The sequence below is a fragment of the uncultured Candidatus Puniceispirillum sp. genome (assembly GCF_963979125.1).
Lineage (GTDB): Bacteria > Pseudomonadota > Alphaproteobacteria > Puniceispirillales > Puniceispirillaceae > Puniceispirillum.
Map to the genome: position 1 here is coordinate 1 of NZ_CAXBVX010000001.1, position 19465 is coordinate 19465.

The window sequence follows — 19465 nt, forward strand, 5'->3', positions numbered from 1 at the left end:
GGTTCGGTGATCAGATTTCCCGCGATACGGACATTCATGTCGCCAAGGCGTGCTTCATCGCCAATGGCCAGACCAAGTGAACGTAATAGGGATGGGTCTGCTACAATTCCACCATCTGCCAATGCCACTTTCAATGATGGTGCGCCTTCAATTACGGCGTTGCCGATCAATGGCCATTTATCGTCCACCGCTTTTAGTTCGACAAGCTTTCGCCGATCGCCACCTTGCAGCATCGCACGCATCTGAACGATATGCGAAATAGTGCCATATTCTTCTGCCATAGATATAATGTCGGCGTCAGGTGGCGTGTGCCGACTACTAAGCTCAATATCACCACCAAGTAAAACACGCGCATTATTAGAAATGCCATTGCGCATGGCATCCGCAATCGAACCAACAGTTCCGATGGCAGCGACGCCTAGAAGTAAAGCACCCAAAAACACACGAAATCGGCGCAAGCTACCGCGCATTTCACGGCGGGCAAATCTCCAGGCAAGCGTCCAGCTTGTTGAGCTATCTTCAATAGAATGTTCTGTTTTGGATGCCATGGTTTCAGCCTGCATTTTTCTGTTTGCTATCGGCAGCAAGCTTTCCATCTTCAATCTGAATGATCCGGCTACATCGCGCTGCGAGGCTGGCGTCATGTGTTACCAACACCAAGGCGGCGCCTGCGTTAGCGGCACTTTCAAATAGAGTTTTTATAACTTTTTCACTGGTTGTACTATCCAGATTTCCAGTAGGTTCGTCAGCTAACAGGATGCGTGGGTTGGGTGCAATCGCACGGGCAATCGCCACGCGTTGCTGTTCCCCCCCTGACATTTGATCAGGCAGATGATGAAGTCGGTGACCAAGACCAACTGATTCCAAGGCCGCGCTTGCGCGTGCCGTAGCATCGATGTTGCCAGCCAGCTCAAGGGGAATCGAAACATTCTGCAAGGCAGTCATTGACGCGATCAGACGAAATGCCTGAAATACTATGCCGACCTTGTCACGACGCAATGCAGCCAATGCATCTTCAGGCATATTTGTTATATTATAATCAGCTAGCGCAATTGTGCCGTCAGTAACATTTTCCAATCCAGCCATGACCATCAAAAGGCTTGTTTTACCAGCGCCACTTGCCCCAAGGACGCCGACTGTTTCACCAGCTTCAATGCGCAACGTTATCCCTTTTAAAACATCAACCCGCTTGGCTTTTTCACCAAAGCTAAGTTGTGCATTGTCCAGGTCAATCACCGGCTTGGTGTTGATGGTGGCTTTGTTGTCCTGTAGATTGGTCATATGACTTCCTTGGGCGTTCTTTAATAATTGGGTATTTGATGATTGATATTAATTTTATGGCGCGGTGAGTGGGCTCGATTGTGCTTGAGTGCCGGATCGTGACAGCGGTGCGTTGAACTGCCGTTACATGAAGCTCTGGACAATCACGCTTTGAACCCCCATCTCCTCATAGCAATTACATGGCAGACAGGCTTAGCGGCCTATCTATTTTTATCAGACTAGAGATATGGTGTTGAATTTGGGCTTTATCAATCACTATCCACGCTTTTTTTACCAGTCGGTTCTGGTGTTTGCATTTGTGCTAGTCACAAGCTTTGTTTTTGGCCTGAAACAACCAGCACTAGCAGACCAAGCGCCGGCACGTATCTTGGTATTGGGAGACTCGTTAGTGGCGGGTCACGGTTTGCCGCAAGGCAAGGCTTTTCCGGAGATGTTGGAACAGACGCTTTTGCAAGACGGTGTTGCTGTAACGGTTATCAATGCAGGGGTGTCGGGTGATACAACAGCAGGCGGTTTGGCGCGGCTTGATTGGTCATTAGCTGATAATCCTGATGCGGCAATCATCGTGCTGGGGGGGAATGATCTGCTGCGTGGTCTTGATCCTGAAGCGACTTACCGTAATCTGGAAGCGATTATTGATCGGTTTCAGGCCGAAAATATAGCTGTTCTTTTGGCGGGAATGCAGGCACCTAGAAATTTTGGCACTGATTATGTCAACGCATTTGATCAATCCTATACGCGTCTTGCGGCGCGCGGTGATATTGTTTTTTACCCATTTTTTCTTGATGGCGTTGCAATGGTACCGGACATGAATCTTGGTGACGGGATGCATCCAAATGAGTCAGGGATTCGGGAGATAACCCGACGTATCATGCCATCTGTACAGGCGTTGCTTGCCAGAATTCCCTAAGCTATCAAGCGGTAGGTTATGAAATAGTTTGCCATATAGCTGGTTATCAAAGACTGAGTTGTGGCTTTTTAGAGGTTTGGTTCTGAAAATCTTTGCATCGCTCTGCTACCTGCCGTAAAACACACGATGTAAATTATGTGTTAACATACGGGTGTTTGCCTGTTGAAGATCACTAATTTGGCCATAATTGAACTATGTAATGCGCCAATTAACATAGTCAGCCATGCTAACAAAGGTTACGGGGATATCGGAAAAGATGAATATAGGGACTAAACAATTTTTTAGGATGCTGTGGCTGGTGCCGTTTATCGGTATATTTCTAATTGGAGTCACACCATCGATAGCAGCATCAGAGCCGATTGAAATGCTGGTCTCAAAAGATTGGGGTGCCTATCGCTATAATGATAATGGTGTTCGTGTTTGTTTCATCAGTAGCGCACCGAAAAAAAGCGCTGGTAAATATGACCCAGCGAACCGAGGTGAAACGCGCGTTTTTGTTTCGCATGGGCCAGGCAAGGCTGAGCGCAATGTTGTTCAGGTCATTGCTGGTTACAATTATAAGAAACAATCGGATGTAACGGTCAAAATTGACAATCGCAAATTTACCCTGTTCACAATCGAAGATCGTGCCTATGCCGAAAGCGAAGAAGATGACGATGCGATGATTACGGCAATGAAACGGGGTACGAAAATGTCAATCATTGGCACGTCAAGCCGTGGAACCGTTACTACAGATACTTATTTACTGTCTGGTTTCACCAAAACAAAGTCAATTATAGATAAGACCTGCAAGTGACCGATCAGACCTTGCCGCCTGTTTCTGATGCCGACCAACGCATAAATCTGCTTGGGCTTTCACAAGCGGCACTTGAAGAACAAATCACCGCGATTGGCCTGCCGAAGTTTCGCGCTAAGCAGATATGGCGCTGGGTGTGGCGGCATGGTTTGACAAATTTTGATGAAATGTCTGATCTTGGCAAGCCTGTTCGTGAACAATTATCTGCAATGTATAAAGCGGATCGTCCGGCAGTTTCACAACGTTTGAATTCAAAAGACGGGACAATAAAATGGTTGTTGCGCTTTCCGGATGGTAACGAAGCCGAAGCGGTTTATATTCCGGACAAGACGCGCGGTACTTTGTGCATTTCGTCACAGGTTGGCTGTACGCTGACCTGTAGCTTTTGCCATACGGGAACTCAGAAGCTGGTGCGCAATCTGACAGTTGACGAAATCTGTGGTCAGGTCATGCTGGCAATGGATGAATTGGCAGACTGGCCAGCTGGACGCGATGGGCGGCGGCTGACAAATATTGTATTGATGGGCATGGGTGAACCGCTTTTTAATTATGAAAATGTTGCTGAAGCTATGCGTATCATCATGAGTGGTGAAGGTGTCGCGGTGTCAAAGCGCCGAATCACACTATCAACATCAGGTGTGGTGCCCGAAATCAAACGCGCTGGCGAAGAGCTGGGTGTAAATCTTGCAATCTCGCTGCACGCAACACGTGACGAATTGCGTGATGAGCTGGTTCCAATCAACCGCAAATACAAGCTAGACGCGTTAATTGAAGCATGTCGTAATTATCCGGGGCTTTCGAATGCGCGCCGGATAACGTGGGAATATGTTATGCTGGACGGTGTTAATGATAGTGATGAAGATTGCCGCCAGCTTCTGGCTCTTATAAAAGGCATACCGTCAAAGCTGAATCTGATCCCGTTTAACCCGTGGCCAGGGAGTCCATATGTCTGTTCCAAGGATGACCGAATTGAGGCATTTGCCAAGCGTGTTTTAAAGGCTGGCTATGCATCGCCGGTGCGTACACCACGTGGCCGTGACATTCTTGCAGCTTGTGGACAGTTGAAATCAGCGTCCCAGCGCGCGCCGCGTGAAAAGAAACCAAAAACAACTGAATCAGCATCGGCTTAATATCTTGATAATAGCCGTTCGGATGACTATCTTCTAATCACACTCTGACCATTTTGGGGGTAACAAAATGCAAGACAACAGATTTATGAATACAGCCGCGGCACAATCCGCGCAAATTGATACCGGACTGCGTAGCTACATGCTTGGCGTGTATAATCACATGACCACAGCATTGTTGCTGACAGGCTTTTTTGCTTTTGCCATGAAATGGGCGGTCATGACCGTTCCAGCAATTGGCCAAATGGTTTACGGCACACCTTTAAAATGGGTGGTTATGCTGGCACCGCTTGGCATGGTTTTCTGGCTTTCAGCGCGCATGAATGCAATGTCGGCGACCAAAGCGCGGAACATGTTCTACATTTATGGCGCTTTGATGGGGCTGTCGCTTGCGTCCATCCTGTTTGTCTATACAGGGGCAAGTGTGGCACGGGCATTCTTTATTACGGCTGGTGCTTTTGCGGGTCTTAGCCTTTACGGATATTCAACAAAACGAAGCCTGTCTGCAATGGGTTCGTTTATGGTAATTGGTCTTTTTGGCCTGATTATCGCATCCGTGGTGAATATTTTTATGGCATCAACCCAGCTGGAATTTGTGATTTCAGTTGCAGGCGTATTGATCTTTGCTGGTTTGACCGCATGGGACACCCAGCGCATCAAGTCAATGTATATGGCTGGTGACAGCGCTGAAGAATCAGGCAAAAAATCAATTTTTGGTGCTTTGATGCTGTATCTTGATTTTATCAATATGTTCCTGTTCATCCTGCGTTTGTTTGGAAATCGTGAATAGGCTAGATGGCTAGATTGAACATCATACGCCCGGCACTAATTGGTGTCGGGCGTATTTTATTGAATAGGAGAGATTGATGCCGGACCTTGATGCCGTCTTAAAACAGCATGCCGAACAATCAGATATATATGCTGATGTCGCCCGTGCGGTGAGTGGGCTGGCGGCGGCGGCGGCGGCAATTTCCAGACTGATCCGGACACCTGATAAGGCGGCTAATCTTGGTGCCATTAAAGGTAGTGCAAATGCTGATGGTGACGATCAAAAGGCACTTGATGTTCTGGCTGATGAACTGATTACGGCGCAGTTGCGCAATGCGGGGGTGGCGATCTATCTGTCCGAAGAACAGGATGCGCCGATACCGCTTCACGAACAAGGGTCGCTGATTGTCGCAAGTGATCCGCTTGATGGTTCTTCAAATATCGATACGAATGTTTCGATCGGCACAATTTTTTCGATCATGCCGGTTTCGGGCGGTACCTTACAAAGCGGACGTAACCAGCTTGCGGCTGGGTTTTTTGTTTATGGCCCACAGTCAACCTTGTTATTGACACTGGGTGATGGTGTGATGGCCTTCCAGATGGATGATGACGGTTGTTTCTGTGATATGGATTGGCAGGTAGTCATTCCCGCTGATACGCATGAATTTGGCATTAACGCCTCAAACCATTGGCATTGGCATGCACCAGTAAAATCCTATATTGATGATTGTCTCGATGGTCGTGCGGGTAGATTACAACAAAGCTATAATATGCGCTGGGTGGGTTCGCTTGTTGCGGATGCATGGCGTATTTTTCGCCGAGGCGGGGTGTTTCTGTATCCAGCTGATCAGCGTGATGGCTATGCACAAGGCCGGCTCAGGCTGGTTTATGAAGCAAATCCTGTGGCGATGCTTGTTGAACAGGCAGGTGGCAAGGCCACTGACGGTACAAATGCCATTCTGGACAAACAACCTCAAAATTTACATGAGCGAATTCCATTTATTTTTGGATCAATGAATGAAGTTGACGTTATAATCGGCTATCATTCATAACAGCTACACCTAATCGGAGATTAGATACAATGTTGATTTCCCTGCGACAGCTTCTTGATGATGCTGCTGAACATGGCTACGGCGTACCAGCTTTCAACATTAATAATATGGAACAGGGTTTGGCGATCCTGCAAGCTGCCGATAAAGTTGATGCACCTGTGATCATTCAGGCAAGTCGCGGCGCGCGCGCTTATGCTGGCGATATTATGTTGCAAGCGATGGTCAAGGCGCTGGCTGAAATGTATCCGCATATTCCGGTCTGTATGCATCAGGATCATGGCAATAATGAAGCGACATGCATGACAGCTATTCAATATGGCTTCACGTCGGTGATGATGGATGGATCGTTAGAAGCTGATGGCAAGACGCCAGCTAGCTATGAATATAATCTGGATATCACCCGACGCGTTACCGACATGGCACATTATGCCGGGGCTTCGGTCGAAGGTGAGCTTGGCGTGCTTGGTTCGCTGGAAACAGGTGAAGGCGATCAAGAAGATGGGCATGGCGCAACGGGTAAATTATCCGAAGATCAGCTCCTAACCGATCCTGAACAGGCTGTAGATTTTGTAGCTCAGACCAAAGTTGATGCGCTGGCCATTGCCATGGGAACAAGCCATGGTGCCTATAAGTTCACCCGTAAACCAGATGGTGATATTCTGGCGATGAATGTGGTTGAAGAAATCAACCGGCGGCTTCCTAATGTTCATCTGGTGATGCATGGCTCTTCAAGCGTACCGCAAGAATTGCAAGATATTTTTAATGCGCATGGTGGTGAAATGCCGCAAACATGGGGTGTGCCAGTGGCCGAAATTGAGCGTGGCATCAAACATGGTGTGCGCAAGGTCAATATCGACACTGATTGCCGACTAGCCATGCTGGGCGCGATGCGCAAGGTAACGACCGAAAACCGTGCTGAATTTGATCCACGTAAAGTGCTGAAACCTGCGATGGAGGCAATGCAAGCCCTATGTATTGACCGTTTTGAACGGTTTGGTACAGCAGGCAACGCTGCACGTATTCAGCCAATCTCATTGGCAGGCATGGCACAGCGTTATACGGATAATAGCCTTGATCCGGTGATTGGCTAAATAGTCTGGCCATCACCTTTCTGTTCTGCACTCAGGATGGCGCGCAAGCCGCTTTCATAATCAGGATACAAGAGTTCTAGACCCAGTTCGGGTTTTATGACGCGTGATCCGACCTTGCGGCGTGAGACATAAAAGCTTTGCGCCATTGGGCTGAGATTCGCTTCTTCAAGGGTTTGCGGTGTCGGCGGCGCAACATCAATAAGGCTGGCGGCATATCGTATAACGTCGCCTTGTGGGGCGGGTCTTTCGTCAGCAAGATTAATAATGCGGCGGGGACGTGGTTGTTCGACTGCGGCCACAATGATTCGGCAAATATCGTCTAGATGGATACGGTTAAATAGCTGACCCTCACGGGTGATAATGCGGGCAGTCCCATTACGTAGTCCGTCAAATGGGCTGCGTCCGGGGCCATAAATTCCAGCAACGCGAAATAGTTCGGTGTTTAGCATATCCTGCCAGCGTCGCTCGGCGATCACGCGCGCCTTGCCGCGTTCGGTGGCGGGGGCGGTTGGTGTGTCTTCAAAGCAAAAACCGTCTGGTTGATCAGGATAGACCGAGGTGGCGGAAACATAACCGCTCCAGCCCTTGTGATGTGACAACACATCGCCATGTGCATCCAGCACGGGATCAGTGCCGCCAATTGCGGTAATAGTTGTCAGAACGGCATCAACATCTTTTAGTGCCGCTATTGGATTGGCAAGTGGGTTATCAGTGCTGAAAGGCAAGATATCCCAACCAGCATCAGCTTCTCCTGAAAGTTTGGCTGGATCACGGGTGGTACCCCTTATATGCCACCCTCTATCTGCCAGTACATGCCCAAGCCGACGTCCAACATAGCCAAGACCAAAAATGAAAATGACAGGCTTTGATCGCATCATTGATCCTATGTCTTAGGTATGGCTGGCATGGGGCCTGCTATTAGTTGCGCATCAATCCGTCGCCCCTGCCAGTCAAGGCGCCAATCAAGATGTGGACCTGTTGAGCGCCCAGTAGAGCCAAGCGTGCCGATAAGGTCTCCACGTTCGATTTGGTCACCAACCGTCACAGCCATATTTTGTAGATGCAAAAAGGTAGAATTAACACCTAGACCATGATTCAAAATCACCGTCAGGCCAGAATAATATAAATCATATGCAAGTGTAATGGTGCCGCTTGCAGGAGCATGAATGGGCGTGCCAGCAGGTGCGGCGATATCAATTCCATAATGTGGGGCGCGTGGTTTCCCATTTAAAATGCGCTGACTTCCAAATACGCCAGAAATGCGCCCCAGCACTGGCCAGTCAAGCCCGCGCCAGAAATCCCCTAGCGGTGCTGGCATGATGCGGGCCTCGCGCACCTTTTTGGAATCAGCCTTGATCCGGTCAAGAACTGCTTTGGGTGGTGTCACCATCGATTGCTTTAGCCCGTCAATGCGCTGGATATTATAGTCACGCTGAGCAGGTGAAAGAATGGTGGTTAAAACCACACCGTTTTTGTCGGTAATTTTCAGGGCAACGTCATCATCAGAATCACGGTGAAAGCCAATGACAAATAATCCATCATCGGTGACTGAAACGTCTGCGCCATCCAATGTGACTTTGTAATCTGGTGCTGTCCGCGCAATGATTAGATGCCCCTCAAGCGGATAGCCCGAAATGACATCTGCCCCATTAATGGCAAATGATGATGAGGTTGATTGCGCTTGCAAGCTGGCTGAACCTGTTACCGTCATAACAAGGACAAAAAACAGTGCCAGAACACCATAAGAATGACGAATTGATCTTGGATAATTCATTGAGCAAGGCTAGCATGTAAAACCGAAAATAACACCCCGTCAGGGCTCATCATCACTCTTATTTTCAGTCGAAAAGAGAAGTTCTATGTCTGTATCATCATCTACCCATGAACATGTTGTCATTATCGGCGCGGGCGCGGCAGGCCTTAGTGCCGCAATCTATACAGCGCGCGCTAATCTTTCACCAGTTATCATAGCTGGATTACAGCCTGGTGGGCAGATGACGATTACGACTGACGTAGAGAACTATCCGGGCTTTGCCGATGTTATTCAGGGACCATGGTTGATGACCGAGATGCAAGCGCAGGCTGAGAATGTTGGTGCGCGCGTGATCTATGATCTTGTCACGGCGGTTGACGCAAGCGCACGTCCGTTTCGCATCAATCTGGATTCAGGCGCATCAATGACGGCTGATGTGGTAATTTTGGCAACTGGTGCACAAGCACGCTGGCTGGGCATTGAGTCCGAACAAACCTTTAACGGTCGCGGTGTGTCGGCCTGTGCCACATGTGATGGTTTCTTTTACAAAGACCGTGATGTGGCGGTGGTTGGAGGCGGCAATACAGCTGTTGAGGAAGCTTTGTATCTGGCAAATATCTGCAACAAGGTGACCTTGGTGCATCGTCGCGATAGTTTGCGCGCAGAACAGATCATGCAAGACCGGTTGTTGAAAAAGGAAAATATCACTGTTGAATGGAACCGCGAGATTGCCGAAGTTTTAGGAGATGATGGCGGTGTAACAGGTGTTCGTCTGGGGTCAACAATTGGCGAGGCAGATAAAAATATTGCTGTTCACGGCATGTTTGTTGCTATCGGACATGATCCGGCAACAGCTGCCTTTAAAGGGGTGGTTGAACTTGATGATGAAGGTTATATCATTGCGGAAAAGGGTGGTACGCGGACATCTGTTGAGGGTATTTTTGCCGCTGGTGACTGTGTCGATAAAATCTACCGTCAAGCTGTGACCGCGGCAGGCATGGGATGCATGGCCGCGCTGGATGCTGAGCGATGGCTTGGCGAGCAAAGCTAGCTAGTGGCTAAAAGCAGGCGCACTTGATCTGGGTTCGCGGATAAGCAAGTTTATAATAAAGGCAAATACACCAAAGCCGACATTGAGCCACCACATGGCTTCATAATTGCCAAAGACATCGTACCAGATGCCGCCAAGCCAGGCGCCAACAAAAGATCCAATTTGATGCGAGAAAAACACTACACCATAAAGCATACTGAGATATTTAGGACCAAAGAAAACCACGATCAGACCACTGGTAAGCGGAATTGTGCCAAGCCATAAAAGCCCCATAGCCGCACCGAAGGCCAGAACTGAAAACGAAGTGATTGGGGTTAGGATAAACAGAGCTATGGCAATGCCACGCAATAGATAGATAGTTGCCAGTACGTTTTTCTTTGACGTGACCCCACCAAGCCAGCCGCAAATAAAGGCACCCACAATGTTGAACAAGCCGATCAGCGCTAGCGCCCAGCCAGCAACGTCAAGGCTGATGCCTGCATCAGCAAGGTAGGTGGGTAAATGTGTGGTGATGAAAACCAGATGAAGGCCACATACAAAAAAGCCGATAGTCAGCAAGATATAATCGCGGCTTGAAGCCGCACTTCGTAATGCGCTGCTAGCGGTCAGATGTGCAATGTCAGTAACGCTTGGTTTGGCTTCGCCTGATTGGTTGTCAGCACGCAATCCAAGCGACACGGCAACCATTGATGCCATGATAACGGACAAAACGATGAGTGCGGTTTGCCATCCATAGTTCGACATTAGTTCTTGTGTAAAGGGAACGAGTGCAAACTGACCAAAGGAACCAAAACTGGTGACAAGGCCAAGCGCCAACGATCGTTTTTCGGGTGGTGCGGCGCGCGCAACAGCGCCTACCGCAATCGAGATGCCAGCGCTGCCAAGGCCCAAGCCGATAAAAACCTGTCCAATGAACACGCCAGCATCGGTTACATATAATGCCATTAATAATAGACCAGCCGCATAGAGTAACGCGCCACATGCAGCAACCCGCCACGCTCCGTATCTATCGGCAATAGCGCCAAAAAATGGTGAGGAAATGCCCCAAACAAGATTTTGAAAGGCAATGGTAAGTGAGAAAAATTGTAAACCGCCACCAAGTTCGGTCGAAACAGGAATGACAAAAAGACCAAAGACTTGACGGATTCCAAGTGTCACTGTGACCATTGCTGAACCAGCAAGCATGATGACAATCCATGGACTAAGCTTGGAATGTTGGGGCATCATGCATCTCCGGCAGTGAAAAGCCAGCATGGCTGACTGTTTGCCGAAGTAACAGAGTTTTATTCGTTGAGCAACCTGACAGCCTGAACTTGGGGGCCGCGACCAGAATCATCAACCTTCACAAGTAGCTTCTGTCCTTGAAGAAGCGAGTGGAAGCCGCAATCGCTAAGTACACGGGAATGGACAAAAACATCATCATCAATATTTTCAGCCGTGACAAATCCATAGCCACGAACATCATTAAAAAACTTAACCACTGCCCGGACTTCATCATCTGCAGGTGCTGAAGCCATCGGCGGTGCCGGACTTACAGGACGTTCAACAGTTAGTAAATCTTGAATAACTTTTCCATGTTCGTTTTCTGTCAGGGAAACACTAACCCGATCACCAGTCAAAAGCCGGATAAGGCCAAATCGATCAAGTGTCGATCTATGAAGGAAAATTTCAGTGTCATCAATTTTGACGAAGCCATAGCCTTTGCGCTCATTGTACCAAACCAGTTCACCCTCTTTAATTTCACGAGTTGGTGCGCTAGGTGCTAATGCTTCACCGTTTTTGGTGCTGTCACTTTTGGACGACTTTGTCTTCTTCGTATCTTTTGCCATAGGTTTCACCCACAATCTTGAACATTAATCTGCTCTATGACCACATAAAACAACATCCATATTTTGTGGCTTTTTAATGGCTTTATTCAAGCATCATAATTGATGTTTTTGGGGTGTTTGGTTCACGTTTGCGTGAGCGAAGTAAAGAAAACGTTTCTTTTAGGGATTAAACGCTGTTCAGGACAAGTTTATCCGTATCGATTTTGGCCAAAATAGCGGAGTTCCATGCGTCAATAGATGAAACGTCTTGTGCCGATTCGGGGAATATCAAGCCACGTGTACTATTAATCAAGCCGCCTTGCCAGTGATCGAGGTCACGGTGCAGACCTGCCAGCGCCTTTTCAGGGCCAGCGCCCTGAGCACCAAAGCCAGGCACAAGAAAAGGACTATTCGGTAAAGTTGATCTTAGTGCATTTGCCTCGGCAGGCCAGGTTGCCCCTGCAACAATGCCAATTGCCGACCAGCCGGACGTGCCAACGCGTGCTTCTGCAATTGGCGCTAGCATTTTGGCAAGATGCATATAAAGAGGCTTATCATCAACCAAGCGATCCTGTAGGTCGCCTGCCCCGGGGTTGCTTGTCCGATTTAGAATGAATAAGCCGCTATTTGTAGTGTCAGCTTTGGAGATGAAAGGTTCTAGCGTATCAATGCCAAGCCATGGATTTATGGTCAAGGCATCTGAGGGAAACAAAGCGTCGTGACCCATCCATGCTGCCGCATATGCGCTTGATGTGCTGCCAATATCACCGCGCTTTGCATCCATAATCACAAGCAGACCAGCATCAATTGCTGTTCGGCCAAGGTCTTGCAAAATTTGCATACCTTTTGGTCCCTGCATTTCAAAAAAGGCTGCTTGGGGCTTGATAGCTGGCACACGTCCCGTTGCAATCTTGACACAAGCGTCACAGAAATTGGCTATGGCAGACAAAGCCTCGTCGCTTCCGGCTTCCGCGGCAGCATTGCCGAACAGCTTAGGTATCATCGACACATGCGGGTCAATGCCCATGCAAAGCGGTGTTTGGGTTTGTCGGTTAGCCTCGGCAAGGCGATCGCCAAAATTATCCATCTTAGAAACTACCTATTGTGCTAGCGTAAACCTAGCGCGTCACGATAAGTGTCGAGAAGCGCATCTTGTTCACTAAGCAGGTCACGGTCCATTGCCCGCATACGTACGATCTGTCGCATGATTTTTGGCTCAAAACCAGTGGCTTTGGATTCAGCATAAACATCCTTGATGTCAGCCATAAGCGCACGTTTTTCTTCTTCAAGACGTTCAATACGCTCAATATATTGGGTAAGTTGTTCGGCACCTGCACCGGCACCTGCAATTACAGACATAGTTCTGCTGACATGGATCAGTCCTTCTTTTCATGGTCGTGGGATTGTTTCATTTTTGCCAGTTGGTCTGGGCTGGCTTCAGTCTGGTAAGCAGCTTTCCAAGCGGCATAATCCATTCCGTAAATCGCTTTTCGGGCATCTGGATCACTTAGTGCTATTCCGTCTGCTTCGGCTGCTTCGCGATACCAGCGCGACATACAGTTTCGGCAGAAGCCCGTCAGATTCATCATATCGATATTCTGGACATCGGTTCGGTCTTGTAAATGGGCAACAAGGCGGCGAAATGCTGCCGCTTCAAGTTTGGTTTGGGTGGCCTTATCCATAACAGTCTTTCATCGATGGGTTGATAGCAGGTCAGTGACAATATGAAGGCATATGTTTATACCTGTCGCCATCCTATATAAGCCGAGAAACGGGCGCAAGCTCGTTGGCTGAACAATCTACGATCTTGTGTATTATAAAAGGCTACAACAAATTTTGGTGTGGCTAAATTATGAGGAATGCTTTAATTTTCGGCCATGGAGGATGTGGTTACCCATGACAAATAAAGATGCCAACAACGAGGTAGCGACAAGTGCTGCAAAATTTGACCGTATCCGTCGTGCGCACCAAAGTGAGGTTGCCGAAGATTATGTCGAAATGATTGCCGAGCTTATCAAGGAAACTGGTGAAGCACGAACAGTTGATCTGGCCGCGCGTTTTGGTGTCACTAGCCCGACTGTGAATTCAATCATTCAGCGTTTGCAACGCGCCGAGCTTGTTGAAAGCAAGCCTTATCGATCTATATTTCTGACTGAAGCTGGCAAGAATTTGGCCAAGCGTAGCAAGGATCGGCATCGCATCGTGCGTGATTTTCTTATTACCATTGGTGTGTCTGCTGATATTGCTGAAGAGGATGCTGAGGGTGTTGAGCATCATGTCAGCCCCGAAACACTGGCGGTTTTTGAGCGGATCACGAAAACCAAAAACCCGTTTTAAGTTTGTTATTTTGGCGTCTGGGTGCCTGCATATAAAAATAGCTTACGGGTGCGGTTGGCAGAAATAACATGTTCCGAGATTGCCGCATTAGCGCGCCAAACAACCTGTGGTAAAGCAGGTGCATGCGACTGCCCATCAACAGCAATAAGATTACGGCTGGCTGTCTTTATTGGACCAAAAGCATGGTTGCGTTCATAATGATTGCCGGGAATACCGTCACTGTCATATAGGGCAATAGTCACATCAGTATTGTAGAAATGCCATCCCATCAGCGCGGCTGTGGCACGTCGATCAGCGACAATGAGACGGGCATCATGTCTGTCTAATGCTGCTTTTAAATCGGTGGCAAGCGCTTCCCAACCACGAAGTCGGCGCAAGGGATCGGATGCGGGCGTAAAAATACCAAGGCTACCAGACATGCTGGTACTTATAATAACAATCGCAATGGCACCGTTGATACCGCTTGCCAAAAGCCCCCAGCGCCAGCGATTTGTTTGGGCTATCCAGCAGGCCAGCCAGACTATCAGTGCCGGATAGCTGGCAACAGTCCAATTTGCGTTGGCATCGCTGATAAAGGCTTGAATTGTCATCAACGCTAGTATTGGCAAGCTAAGACAGATCATAAGCCTTTTAAGGCTGGAATGAAAAGGCGGGCGAAGAATGCCCAACATCAAAATGAAAGTGACAGGGCCAACAACCCCAAGCTGACCAAGCAGAAAACGGCCAGTCTTGGCAAAGTCGAAGCTTTGTTTGGCAATATTGGCATTATCACCAAGATGCCGCACTGTGGTGAAATCATTGGTCAGATTCCATATTATGTTTGGGCTAGCGGCAATCATCATACCAAGACCAAATAGCAATAGATGCCGAACAGTGATGACGTTGTGCGCTGTTATAAATCGATCCCATGTTGCCCATAAGACGATACCAGCCAGAAAATACAAAGCTGCATATTTTGCCAGAAATCCAATACCGACAGCCAACCCACAGATGAACATGCCACGAACCGGATCAAGCCGATTTTGCAGAACACCAATCATCAACATCAAAGCTGTGCTCAGTGCAAGTAACAGCGGTGTATCGGTCGAAATGACAAAACTGCCAACCGAAATGATTGGTAAGGCAATCCATAAAATGGCTGCCCATCGTCCAGCAGCAGGTCCAGCTATCCAGCTTGCCGCCCGCCATAAAACGACCGCGGTCAAAACATGAAGCCAGGGAGCTGGCAAACGCACCGCCCATACTTCATGCCCAAACAAGGCATGGGACACGCCTATGACCCATGCAATAAGCGGGGGTTTGGTGAAGTAACCAAAATCCGGGGTCTGGCTCCACGCCCAATATTGCGCTTCATCAACACCAAGTTCTAACGGACTGGCAAAGATCGCTAGGCTACGGATTACTGTGATAAGAATGAGCAAACCCATGATCCAGCGGTCTATGTTCGCGTTATCCCCTATTGGGGGGCGTCGTAGATTACTGTTTGGGGTATGACGGCTCGAAGTCATGGGTATCCTTGATTTGGCCAATCGTGGCTGTTAGCTTTGCACGAACTATATGAGACAAAGGCATATCATGTCATCAATTGATAATCGTTTTCCCCCGGCATCACATGATAACTGGATTGCCGCGGTTGAAAAAATGCTTCGAGGCGGAACGCTGGATAGCTTGCAGCGCTTCGACGAAGATGGCCTGATTATCAACGCACTCTATGATGGCGGTACAGCTGAGCTTGCTGGCGATATGGCAACAAGCGTGCGCCGTCTGTCGCATGATCCTGCGCGGCGGACGGCGCATGGATGGGATGTACGCCAGCCTCTGCATATCTTAGGTGATGTTAAAGCCATGAACCGGTTTTTGCTTGATGACGTCCAACAAGGTGCGACGTCGCTCTGGCTTCACGTTGATATGGATGACGAAATTGACTTTGATGGTTTGTTTGATGGTGTAATTCTGCCTGCGGTAGGGGTGCATTTTGACAATGGCGTCAATACATACCGACTTGTTGAAAAATTTATCGATCATATAAATGGTGACCTTAGCAAGGCCAATCTGCATGCGGGATTTGACCCGTTTGTAGCAGAGGGTAATGCTGATCCGGATGTCATCATGGAGGCTGGTTTTACGCTTGCCACGCGTGCCATGCGGCATACCCCAACATCCATTTTTTCGGTAAATGGCTGGCATTGGCATAATAAAGGTGTCAGTGCGGTTAATGAGCTGGCGATCATCCTGTCGTCAGTTGCCGATATTTTACGTCATGCCATGGCTGCGAATATTGCACCAGCAACAATTGCCTCGCATATTGAAGTTACGATCGCCTTGCCAGCTGATCTATATGCAGGTCTTGCCAAATGCCGTGCAATTCGACATGGCTGGGCAGGTATAATGGCTGGGCTGGGCCTTGATCCCAATAACTTCCGTTTGCGCTTACATGCGGCGCCATCATTACGTATGTTCAGCCTGCTAGATCAAGATGTGAATATGCTTCGTTCGACAACGGCTTTGCTTGGAGGTGCGTTGGGGAATGCAGATGCATTGTCGGGTTTTGCACATGATATTCTGACTGGTGAAAGTGCCCGTGGTCGTCGTCTTGCACGGATGACACAACTATTGATGATCGAAGAGTCAGGTATCGCGCGGGCTATCGATCCAACGGGTGGTTCCGGGTTTATCGAAGCGCGCACTGATGATCTGGCAAAAGCGGCATGGTCGGTATTTCAGACGTTGGAACGTCAGGGCGGTGCATTGGCATGCTATAAAGATGATGTGTTTGCCAATTTTGCCAATGATGGCAAGACAAAAGCCGAAAAGGCACTCATTATGAACAAGGCCAAGATGTTGGGCGTAACTGTGCAACCTGACATGACACCAATAGGTAATATAGCCAGCGATGGATGGGGCGCTAATGAGATCATAATCGCTCGCCCCGCCCGAATCATCGAAGAATTTCGCCGTAAGGCTGAAGTGATGCAGCCGCGTATCATTTGTCTTTTGCCAGCTAGTGATATGGAGAAGCCATTACAGCTACTCAAGAAACAAACTGACCAGTTATGTGCAATAGGTGGTTTGTCAGTCATAACGCTTGTTTATGGCGACGATACCGAGCGCGATCTGCGCGCGGCTAAACCCCATGTGGTAATTTATATCAATAGCTCGCTTGATGACATTACTGGTCTGCGCGCGGCCATTTCCGATCATATACCAGAAATTACATATGTTGCGGCGGCGGATATTACTGGTTCCAGATCGCTTATTGGTGCGCTTGATATTTTGTTAGGGAAGGCTGATTAATGCGTGATTTTCCTGATTTTACCAAAATAAGCCTTGCTGATGCTGTATCCTTAGGCGGTGCCACGTCTGACTATCGCGGACAATATAACACAGTCGAAGCGATCAACATTCAGTCAATGGCGATGCCGCAGGATGCGCCAATGACCGAAATAGTGGGGCAACAGCCAGGTATTGCCCCCTATTTGCGCGGCGTTTATCCAACCATGTATGCGATCCGGCCTTGGACTATTCGCCAATATGCTGGGTTTTCAACAGCCGAGGAGTCTAACGCCTTTTATCGACGGAATTTGGCGGCTGGCCAGATGGGGCTGTCGGTCGCGTTCGATCTGCCAACGCATCGCGGATATGATTCGGACAATCCGCTTGTCGCTGACGATGTAGGCATGGCAGGCGTCGCGATCGATTCGATTCTGGATATGAATCTATTATTCCGCGACATTCCGCTTGACCGGATGAGTGTGTCGATGACGATGAATGGTGCTGTTTTGCCTATTCTGGCTTTGTTTGTCGTTGCGGCAGAAGAACAGGGTGTTTCGCCAGAAGCGCTGGCAGGCACGATACAGAATGACGTGCTGAAAGAATTTATGGTGCGTAATACCTATATTTACCCGCCTACCCCATCAATGCGGATCATTTCTGATATTTTTGCCTATTGCGCTGACCATATGCCTAAATTTAATTTCATTTCTGTATCAGGATACCATATGCAGGAAGCTGGTGCCTCGGCTGATCTGGAGCTTGCCTATACGTTGGCTGACGGGTTGGAATATGTGCGAGCGGGCGTGGCGGCTGGTCTTGACGTTGATGCTTTTGTGCCGCGTCTGTCCTTTTTCTTTGCCACCGGCATGAATTTTTATATGGAAATCGCCAAATTGCGGGCAGCGCGGCTGTTGTGGGCCGAAATCATGCAGCGGAATTTTGCGCCAAAAGACCCTAAATCCTTGATGCTGCGGACACATTGCCAGACTTCGGGGTGGTCGCTTGCCGCGCAGGATGTTTTCAATAATGTGCCGCGTACCTGTATCGAGGCGGCGGCGGCTGTGGCTGGACAAACACAGTCGTTGCATACCAATTCGTTGGATGAGGCGCTGGGATTACCGACTGATTATGCAGCCAGAATCGCCCGTAACACGCAGCTACACCTGCAACATGAAGCAAATATGGCGCATGTTATAGACCCGTTTGGTGGCTCTTATCTAATTGAAAGCCTCACACGCGATCTGGCGGATAAATGTCGCCGCCATATGGATGAGATTGAAGCCATGGGTGGGATGGCCAAAGCGATTGAGGACGGGTTGCCAAAATTACGCATTGAAGAGGTGGCAACGATTACCCAAGCCAAGATAGATTCGGGTGCGCAAACGATTGTTGGCGTCAATAAATATCAGTTTTCCGATGGCAATGGAGATCCAGATATAATTGACGAAGAGGTGCAAGTGCGCCGTATCGACAATGCGGTAGTTCGTGCCCAGCAGATTTCCCAGTTGAAAAGGCTTAAAAGCACACGTGACGAAACCAAAGTTGAGGCATCATTAGCGGCGCTGAAAAATGCTGCAGCGGGATCCGATAATCTGATGCCCTTTGCCATTGAAGCGGCGCGATGCCGAGCAACAGTTGGTGAAATGTCATCAGCACTGGCATCAGAATTTGGTCGTCATAAAGCTGACATAAAAGCGGTAAAAGGGGTTTGGCATCAACAGATGAAAGGGGCTGAGGATCTGACAATATTATCCGAGCGGGTTGAGGCCTTTGTTACAGCAACTGGACGTCCACCGCGTATTTTGGTCGCCAAGCTTGGTCAGGATGGACATGATCGCGGACAGAAAGTTATTGCATCGGCTTTTTCTGATATTGGGTTTGATGTCACTATCGGCCCCCTTTTCCAAAGTCCGGATGAAGTCTATGAGATGGCAATTGAGGTGGGTGTTGATGCCGTTGGCATTTCAACATTGGCGGCAAGCCATCTAAGCCATGTGCCAGCTTTGCGACAGCGTCTTGATAAAGGTGATGGTCAACATATCGAATTGGTGGTTGGTGGCGTGATTCCGCCCGGTGATATTCCAGCCTTGCGCAAGGCTGGCGTGGCGGCGGTGTTTCTGCCAGGTACAAAATCTATTGATGCGGCATCGCGCCTACTTGATCTGCTGGCACGGCGACGCAATATCGGTTAGGTAATAGCAAGCCTAAATTAAATGGA

20 protein-coding genes are annotated in these 19465 nt (G+C 48.7%); 10 read left to right on the plus strand and 10 right to left on the minus strand.

What is annotated here, in order from left to right; translation table 11 throughout:
* Positions 1-548 (minus strand): ABC transporter permease (locus ABNT28_RS00005; protein WP_348720797.1); only part of this gene is annotated, 548 nt, incomplete at its 3' end.
* Between the two features lie 4 nt (positions 549-552).
* Positions 553-1281 carry an ABC transporter ATP-binding protein gene (locus ABNT28_RS00010; protein WP_348720798.1) on the minus strand — a complete coding sequence of 243 codons (729 nt, stop codon included), beginning with the start codon at positions 1279-1281 and terminating at the stop codon, positions 553-555.
* 226 nt (positions 1282-1507) lie between these two features.
* On the opposite strand from ABNT28_RS00010, the gene ABNT28_RS00015 reads away from it, so the two are divergent.
* The 6 genes from ABNT28_RS00015 to fba all read left to right on the plus strand — a co-directional run bounded on the left by ABNT28_RS00015 (position 1508) and on the right by fba (position 7025).
* Positions 1508-2191, plus strand: coding sequence for an arylesterase (locus ABNT28_RS00015; RefSeq protein WP_332923906.1), 684 nt, complete (start codon positions 1508-1510; stop codon positions 2189-2191).
* A gap of 256 nt (positions 2192-2447) precedes the next feature.
* Positions 2448-2987, plus strand: coding sequence for an invasion associated locus B family protein (locus tag ABNT28_RS00020; RefSeq protein ID WP_348720800.1), 540 nt, complete (start codon positions 2448-2450; stop codon positions 2985-2987).
* Positions 2984-4117, plus strand: a complete 1134-nt coding sequence (gene rlmN / locus ABNT28_RS00025) for a 23S rRNA (adenine(2503)-C(2))-methyltransferase RlmN (RefSeq protein ID WP_332923904.1) — start codon at positions 2984-2986, stop codon at positions 4115-4117. The genes ABNT28_RS00020 and rlmN overlap by 4 nt, the downstream gene beginning before the upstream one ends.
* A gap of 67 nt (positions 4118-4184) precedes the next feature.
* On the plus strand, positions 4185-4904 hold the full coding sequence (locus tag ABNT28_RS00030; protein ID WP_332923903.1) for a Bax inhibitor-1/YccA family protein: 720 nt from the start codon (positions 4185-4187) through the stop codon (positions 4902-4904).
* 76 nt (positions 4905-4980) lie between these two features.
* The gene (locus ABNT28_RS00035) at positions 4981-5934 is read left to right on the plus strand and encodes a class 1 fructose-bisphosphatase (protein ID WP_332923902.1); all 954 of its coding nucleotides are present in this window, start codon (positions 4981-4983) and stop codon (positions 5932-5934) included.
* Positions 5935-5963: 29 nt separating this feature from the next.
* Positions 5964-7025, plus strand: a complete 1062-nt coding sequence (gene fba, locus ABNT28_RS00040; RefSeq protein WP_332923901.1) for a class II fructose-bisphosphate aldolase — start codon at positions 5964-5966, stop codon at positions 7023-7025.
* Here the strand turns inward: fba and ABNT28_RS00045 are convergent.
* Both ABNT28_RS00045 and ABNT28_RS00050 read right to left on the minus strand, forming a co-directional pair.
* Positions 7022-7900: an SDR family NAD(P)-dependent oxidoreductase gene (locus ABNT28_RS00045; RefSeq protein WP_332923900.1), complete on the minus strand. Its 879-nt coding sequence runs from the start codon at positions 7898-7900 to the stop codon at positions 7022-7024. The genes fba and ABNT28_RS00045 overlap by 4 nt on opposite strands.
* An 8-nt stretch (positions 7901-7908) precedes the next feature.
* Complete coding sequence (locus ABNT28_RS00050; RefSeq protein ID WP_332923899.1) at positions 7909-8799, minus strand: M23 family metallopeptidase; 891 nt, start codon at positions 8797-8799, stop codon at positions 7909-7911.
* Between the two features lie 85 nt (positions 8800-8884).
* Here ABNT28_RS00050 and trxB point away from each other — a divergent pair, with 85 nt between their 5' ends.
* Positions 8885-9829 carry a thioredoxin-disulfide reductase gene (trxB, locus tag ABNT28_RS00055; protein WP_348720801.1) on the plus strand — a complete coding sequence of 315 codons (945 nt, stop codon included), beginning with the start codon at positions 8885-8887 and terminating at the stop codon, positions 9827-9829.
* Here trxB and ABNT28_RS00060 read toward each other — a convergent pair whose 3' ends face one another.
* From ABNT28_RS00060 to ABNT28_RS00080, 5 genes are all read right to left on the minus strand, one after another.
* Positions 9830-11053: an MFS transporter gene (locus ABNT28_RS00060; RefSeq protein WP_332923897.1), complete on the minus strand. Its 1224-nt coding sequence runs from the start codon at positions 11051-11053 to the stop codon at positions 9830-9832.
* Between the two features lie 59 nt (positions 11054-11112).
* Positions 11113-11658, minus strand: coding sequence for a cold shock domain-containing protein (locus ABNT28_RS00065; RefSeq protein WP_332923896.1), 546 nt, complete (start codon positions 11656-11658; stop codon positions 11113-11115).
* Between the two features lie 166 nt (positions 11659-11824).
* Complete coding sequence (gene pyrF / locus ABNT28_RS00070) at positions 11825-12724, minus strand: orotidine-5'-phosphate decarboxylase (RefSeq protein WP_332923895.1); 900 nt, start codon at positions 12722-12724, stop codon at positions 11825-11827.
* A 20-nt stretch (positions 12725-12744) separates the two neighbouring features.
* On the minus strand, positions 12745-12996 hold the full coding sequence (locus ABNT28_RS00075; protein ID WP_332923894.1) for a DUF2312 domain-containing protein: 252 nt from the start codon (positions 12994-12996) through the stop codon (positions 12745-12747).
* 17 nt (positions 12997-13013) lie between these two features.
* The gene (locus tag ABNT28_RS00080) at positions 13014-13319 is read right to left on the minus strand and encodes a DUF1244 domain-containing protein (protein WP_332923893.1); all 306 of its coding nucleotides are present in this window, start codon (positions 13317-13319) and stop codon (positions 13014-13016) included.
* A 214-nt stretch (positions 13320-13533) separates the two neighbouring features.
* Between ABNT28_RS00080 and mntR the strand changes: the two genes are divergently transcribed.
* Positions 13534-13974, plus strand: coding sequence for a manganese-binding transcriptional regulator MntR (gene mntR / locus ABNT28_RS00085; RefSeq protein WP_332923892.1), 441 nt, complete (start codon positions 13534-13536; stop codon positions 13972-13974).
* Between the two features lie 5 nt (positions 13975-13979).
* Here mntR and ABNT28_RS00090 read toward each other — a convergent pair whose 3' ends face one another.
* Positions 13980-15401 (minus strand): glycosyltransferase family 39 protein, encoded by a 1422-nt coding sequence (locus ABNT28_RS00090; RefSeq protein WP_348720802.1) that lies wholly within the window; start codon positions 15399-15401, stop codon positions 13980-13982.
* 148 nt (positions 15402-15549) lie between these two features.
* Here ABNT28_RS00090 and ABNT28_RS00095 point away from each other — a divergent pair, with 148 nt between their 5' ends.
* Both ABNT28_RS00095 and scpA read left to right on the plus strand, forming a co-directional pair.
* A complete protein-coding gene (locus ABNT28_RS00095; protein ID WP_332923890.1) occupies positions 15550-17268 on the plus strand; it encodes a methylmalonyl-CoA mutase family protein in 1719 nt (572 codons plus the stop codon).
* Positions 17268-19439, plus strand: a complete 2172-nt coding sequence (scpA, locus tag ABNT28_RS00100; RefSeq protein WP_332923889.1) for a methylmalonyl-CoA mutase — start codon at positions 17268-17270, stop codon at positions 19437-19439. Before ABNT28_RS00095 ends, scpA begins: the two co-directional genes overlap by 1 nt.
* The last annotated feature ends 26 nt before the right edge of the window (positions 19440-19465 follow it).

Excerpts from the sequence above, each read along its gene's own strand:
- ABNT28_RS00015 (WP_332923906.1), top strand. The coding sequence starts at position 1,508 with ATGGTGTTGAATTTGGGCTTTATCAATCACTATCCACGCTTTTTTTAC.
- ABNT28_RS00020 (WP_348720800.1), top strand. The coding sequence starts at position 2,448 with ATGAATATAGGGACTAAACAATTTTTTAGGATGCTGTGGCTGGTGCCG.
- ABNT28_RS00095 (WP_332923890.1), top strand. The coding sequence starts at position 15,550 with ATGTCATCAATTGATAATCGTTTTCCCCCGGCATCACATGATAACTGG.
- ABNT28_RS00030 (WP_332923903.1), top strand. The coding sequence starts at position 4,185 with ATGCAAGACAACAGATTTATGAATACAGCCGCGGCACAATCCGCGCAA.
- ABNT28_RS00090 (WP_348720802.1), bottom strand. The coding sequence starts at position 15,401 with ATGGGTTTGCTCATTCTTATCACAGTAATCCGTAGCCTAGCGATCTTT.
- trxB (WP_348720801.1), top strand. The coding sequence starts at position 8,885 with ATGTCTGTATCATCATCTACCCATGAACATGTTGTCATTATCGGCGCG.
- ABNT28_RS00060 (WP_332923897.1), bottom strand. The coding sequence starts at position 11,053 with ATGCCCCAACATTCCAAGCTTAGTCCATGGATTGTCATCATGCTTGCT.
- fba (WP_332923901.1), top strand. The coding sequence starts at position 5,964 with ATGTTGATTTCCCTGCGACAGCTTCTTGATGATGCTGCTGAACATGGC.
- ABNT28_RS00035 (WP_332923902.1), top strand. The coding sequence starts at position 4,981 with ATGCCGGACCTTGATGCCGTCTTAAAACAGCATGCCGAACAATCAGAT.
- scpA (WP_332923889.1), top strand. The coding sequence starts at position 17,268 with ATGCGTGATTTTCCTGATTTTACCAAAATAAGCCTTGCTGATGCTGTA.
- ABNT28_RS00075 (WP_332923894.1), bottom strand. The coding sequence starts at position 12,996 with ATGTCTGTAATTGCAGGTGCCGGTGCAGGTGCCGAACAACTTACCCAA.
- ABNT28_RS00050 (WP_332923899.1), bottom strand. The coding sequence starts at position 8,799 with ATGAATTATCCAAGATCAATTCGTCATTCTTATGGTGTTCTGGCACTG.
- pyrF (WP_332923895.1), bottom strand. The coding sequence starts at position 12,724 with ATGGATAATTTTGGCGATCGCCTTGCCGAGGCTAACCGACAAACCCAA.
- ABNT28_RS00010 (WP_348720798.1), bottom strand. The coding sequence starts at position 1,281 with ATGACCAATCTACAGGACAACAAAGCCACCATCAACACCAAGCCGGTG.
- ABNT28_RS00080 (WP_332923893.1), bottom strand. The coding sequence starts at position 13,319 with ATGGATAAGGCCACCCAAACCAAACTTGAAGCGGCAGCATTTCGCCGC.
- ABNT28_RS00065 (WP_332923896.1), bottom strand. The coding sequence starts at position 11,658 with ATGGCAAAAGATACGAAGAAGACAAAGTCGTCCAAAAGTGACAGCACC.
- mntR (WP_332923892.1), top strand. The coding sequence starts at position 13,534 with ATGACAAATAAAGATGCCAACAACGAGGTAGCGACAAGTGCTGCAAAA.
- ABNT28_RS00045 (WP_332923900.1), bottom strand. The coding sequence starts at position 7,900 with ATGCGATCAAAGCCTGTCATTTTCATTTTTGGTCTTGGCTATGTTGGA.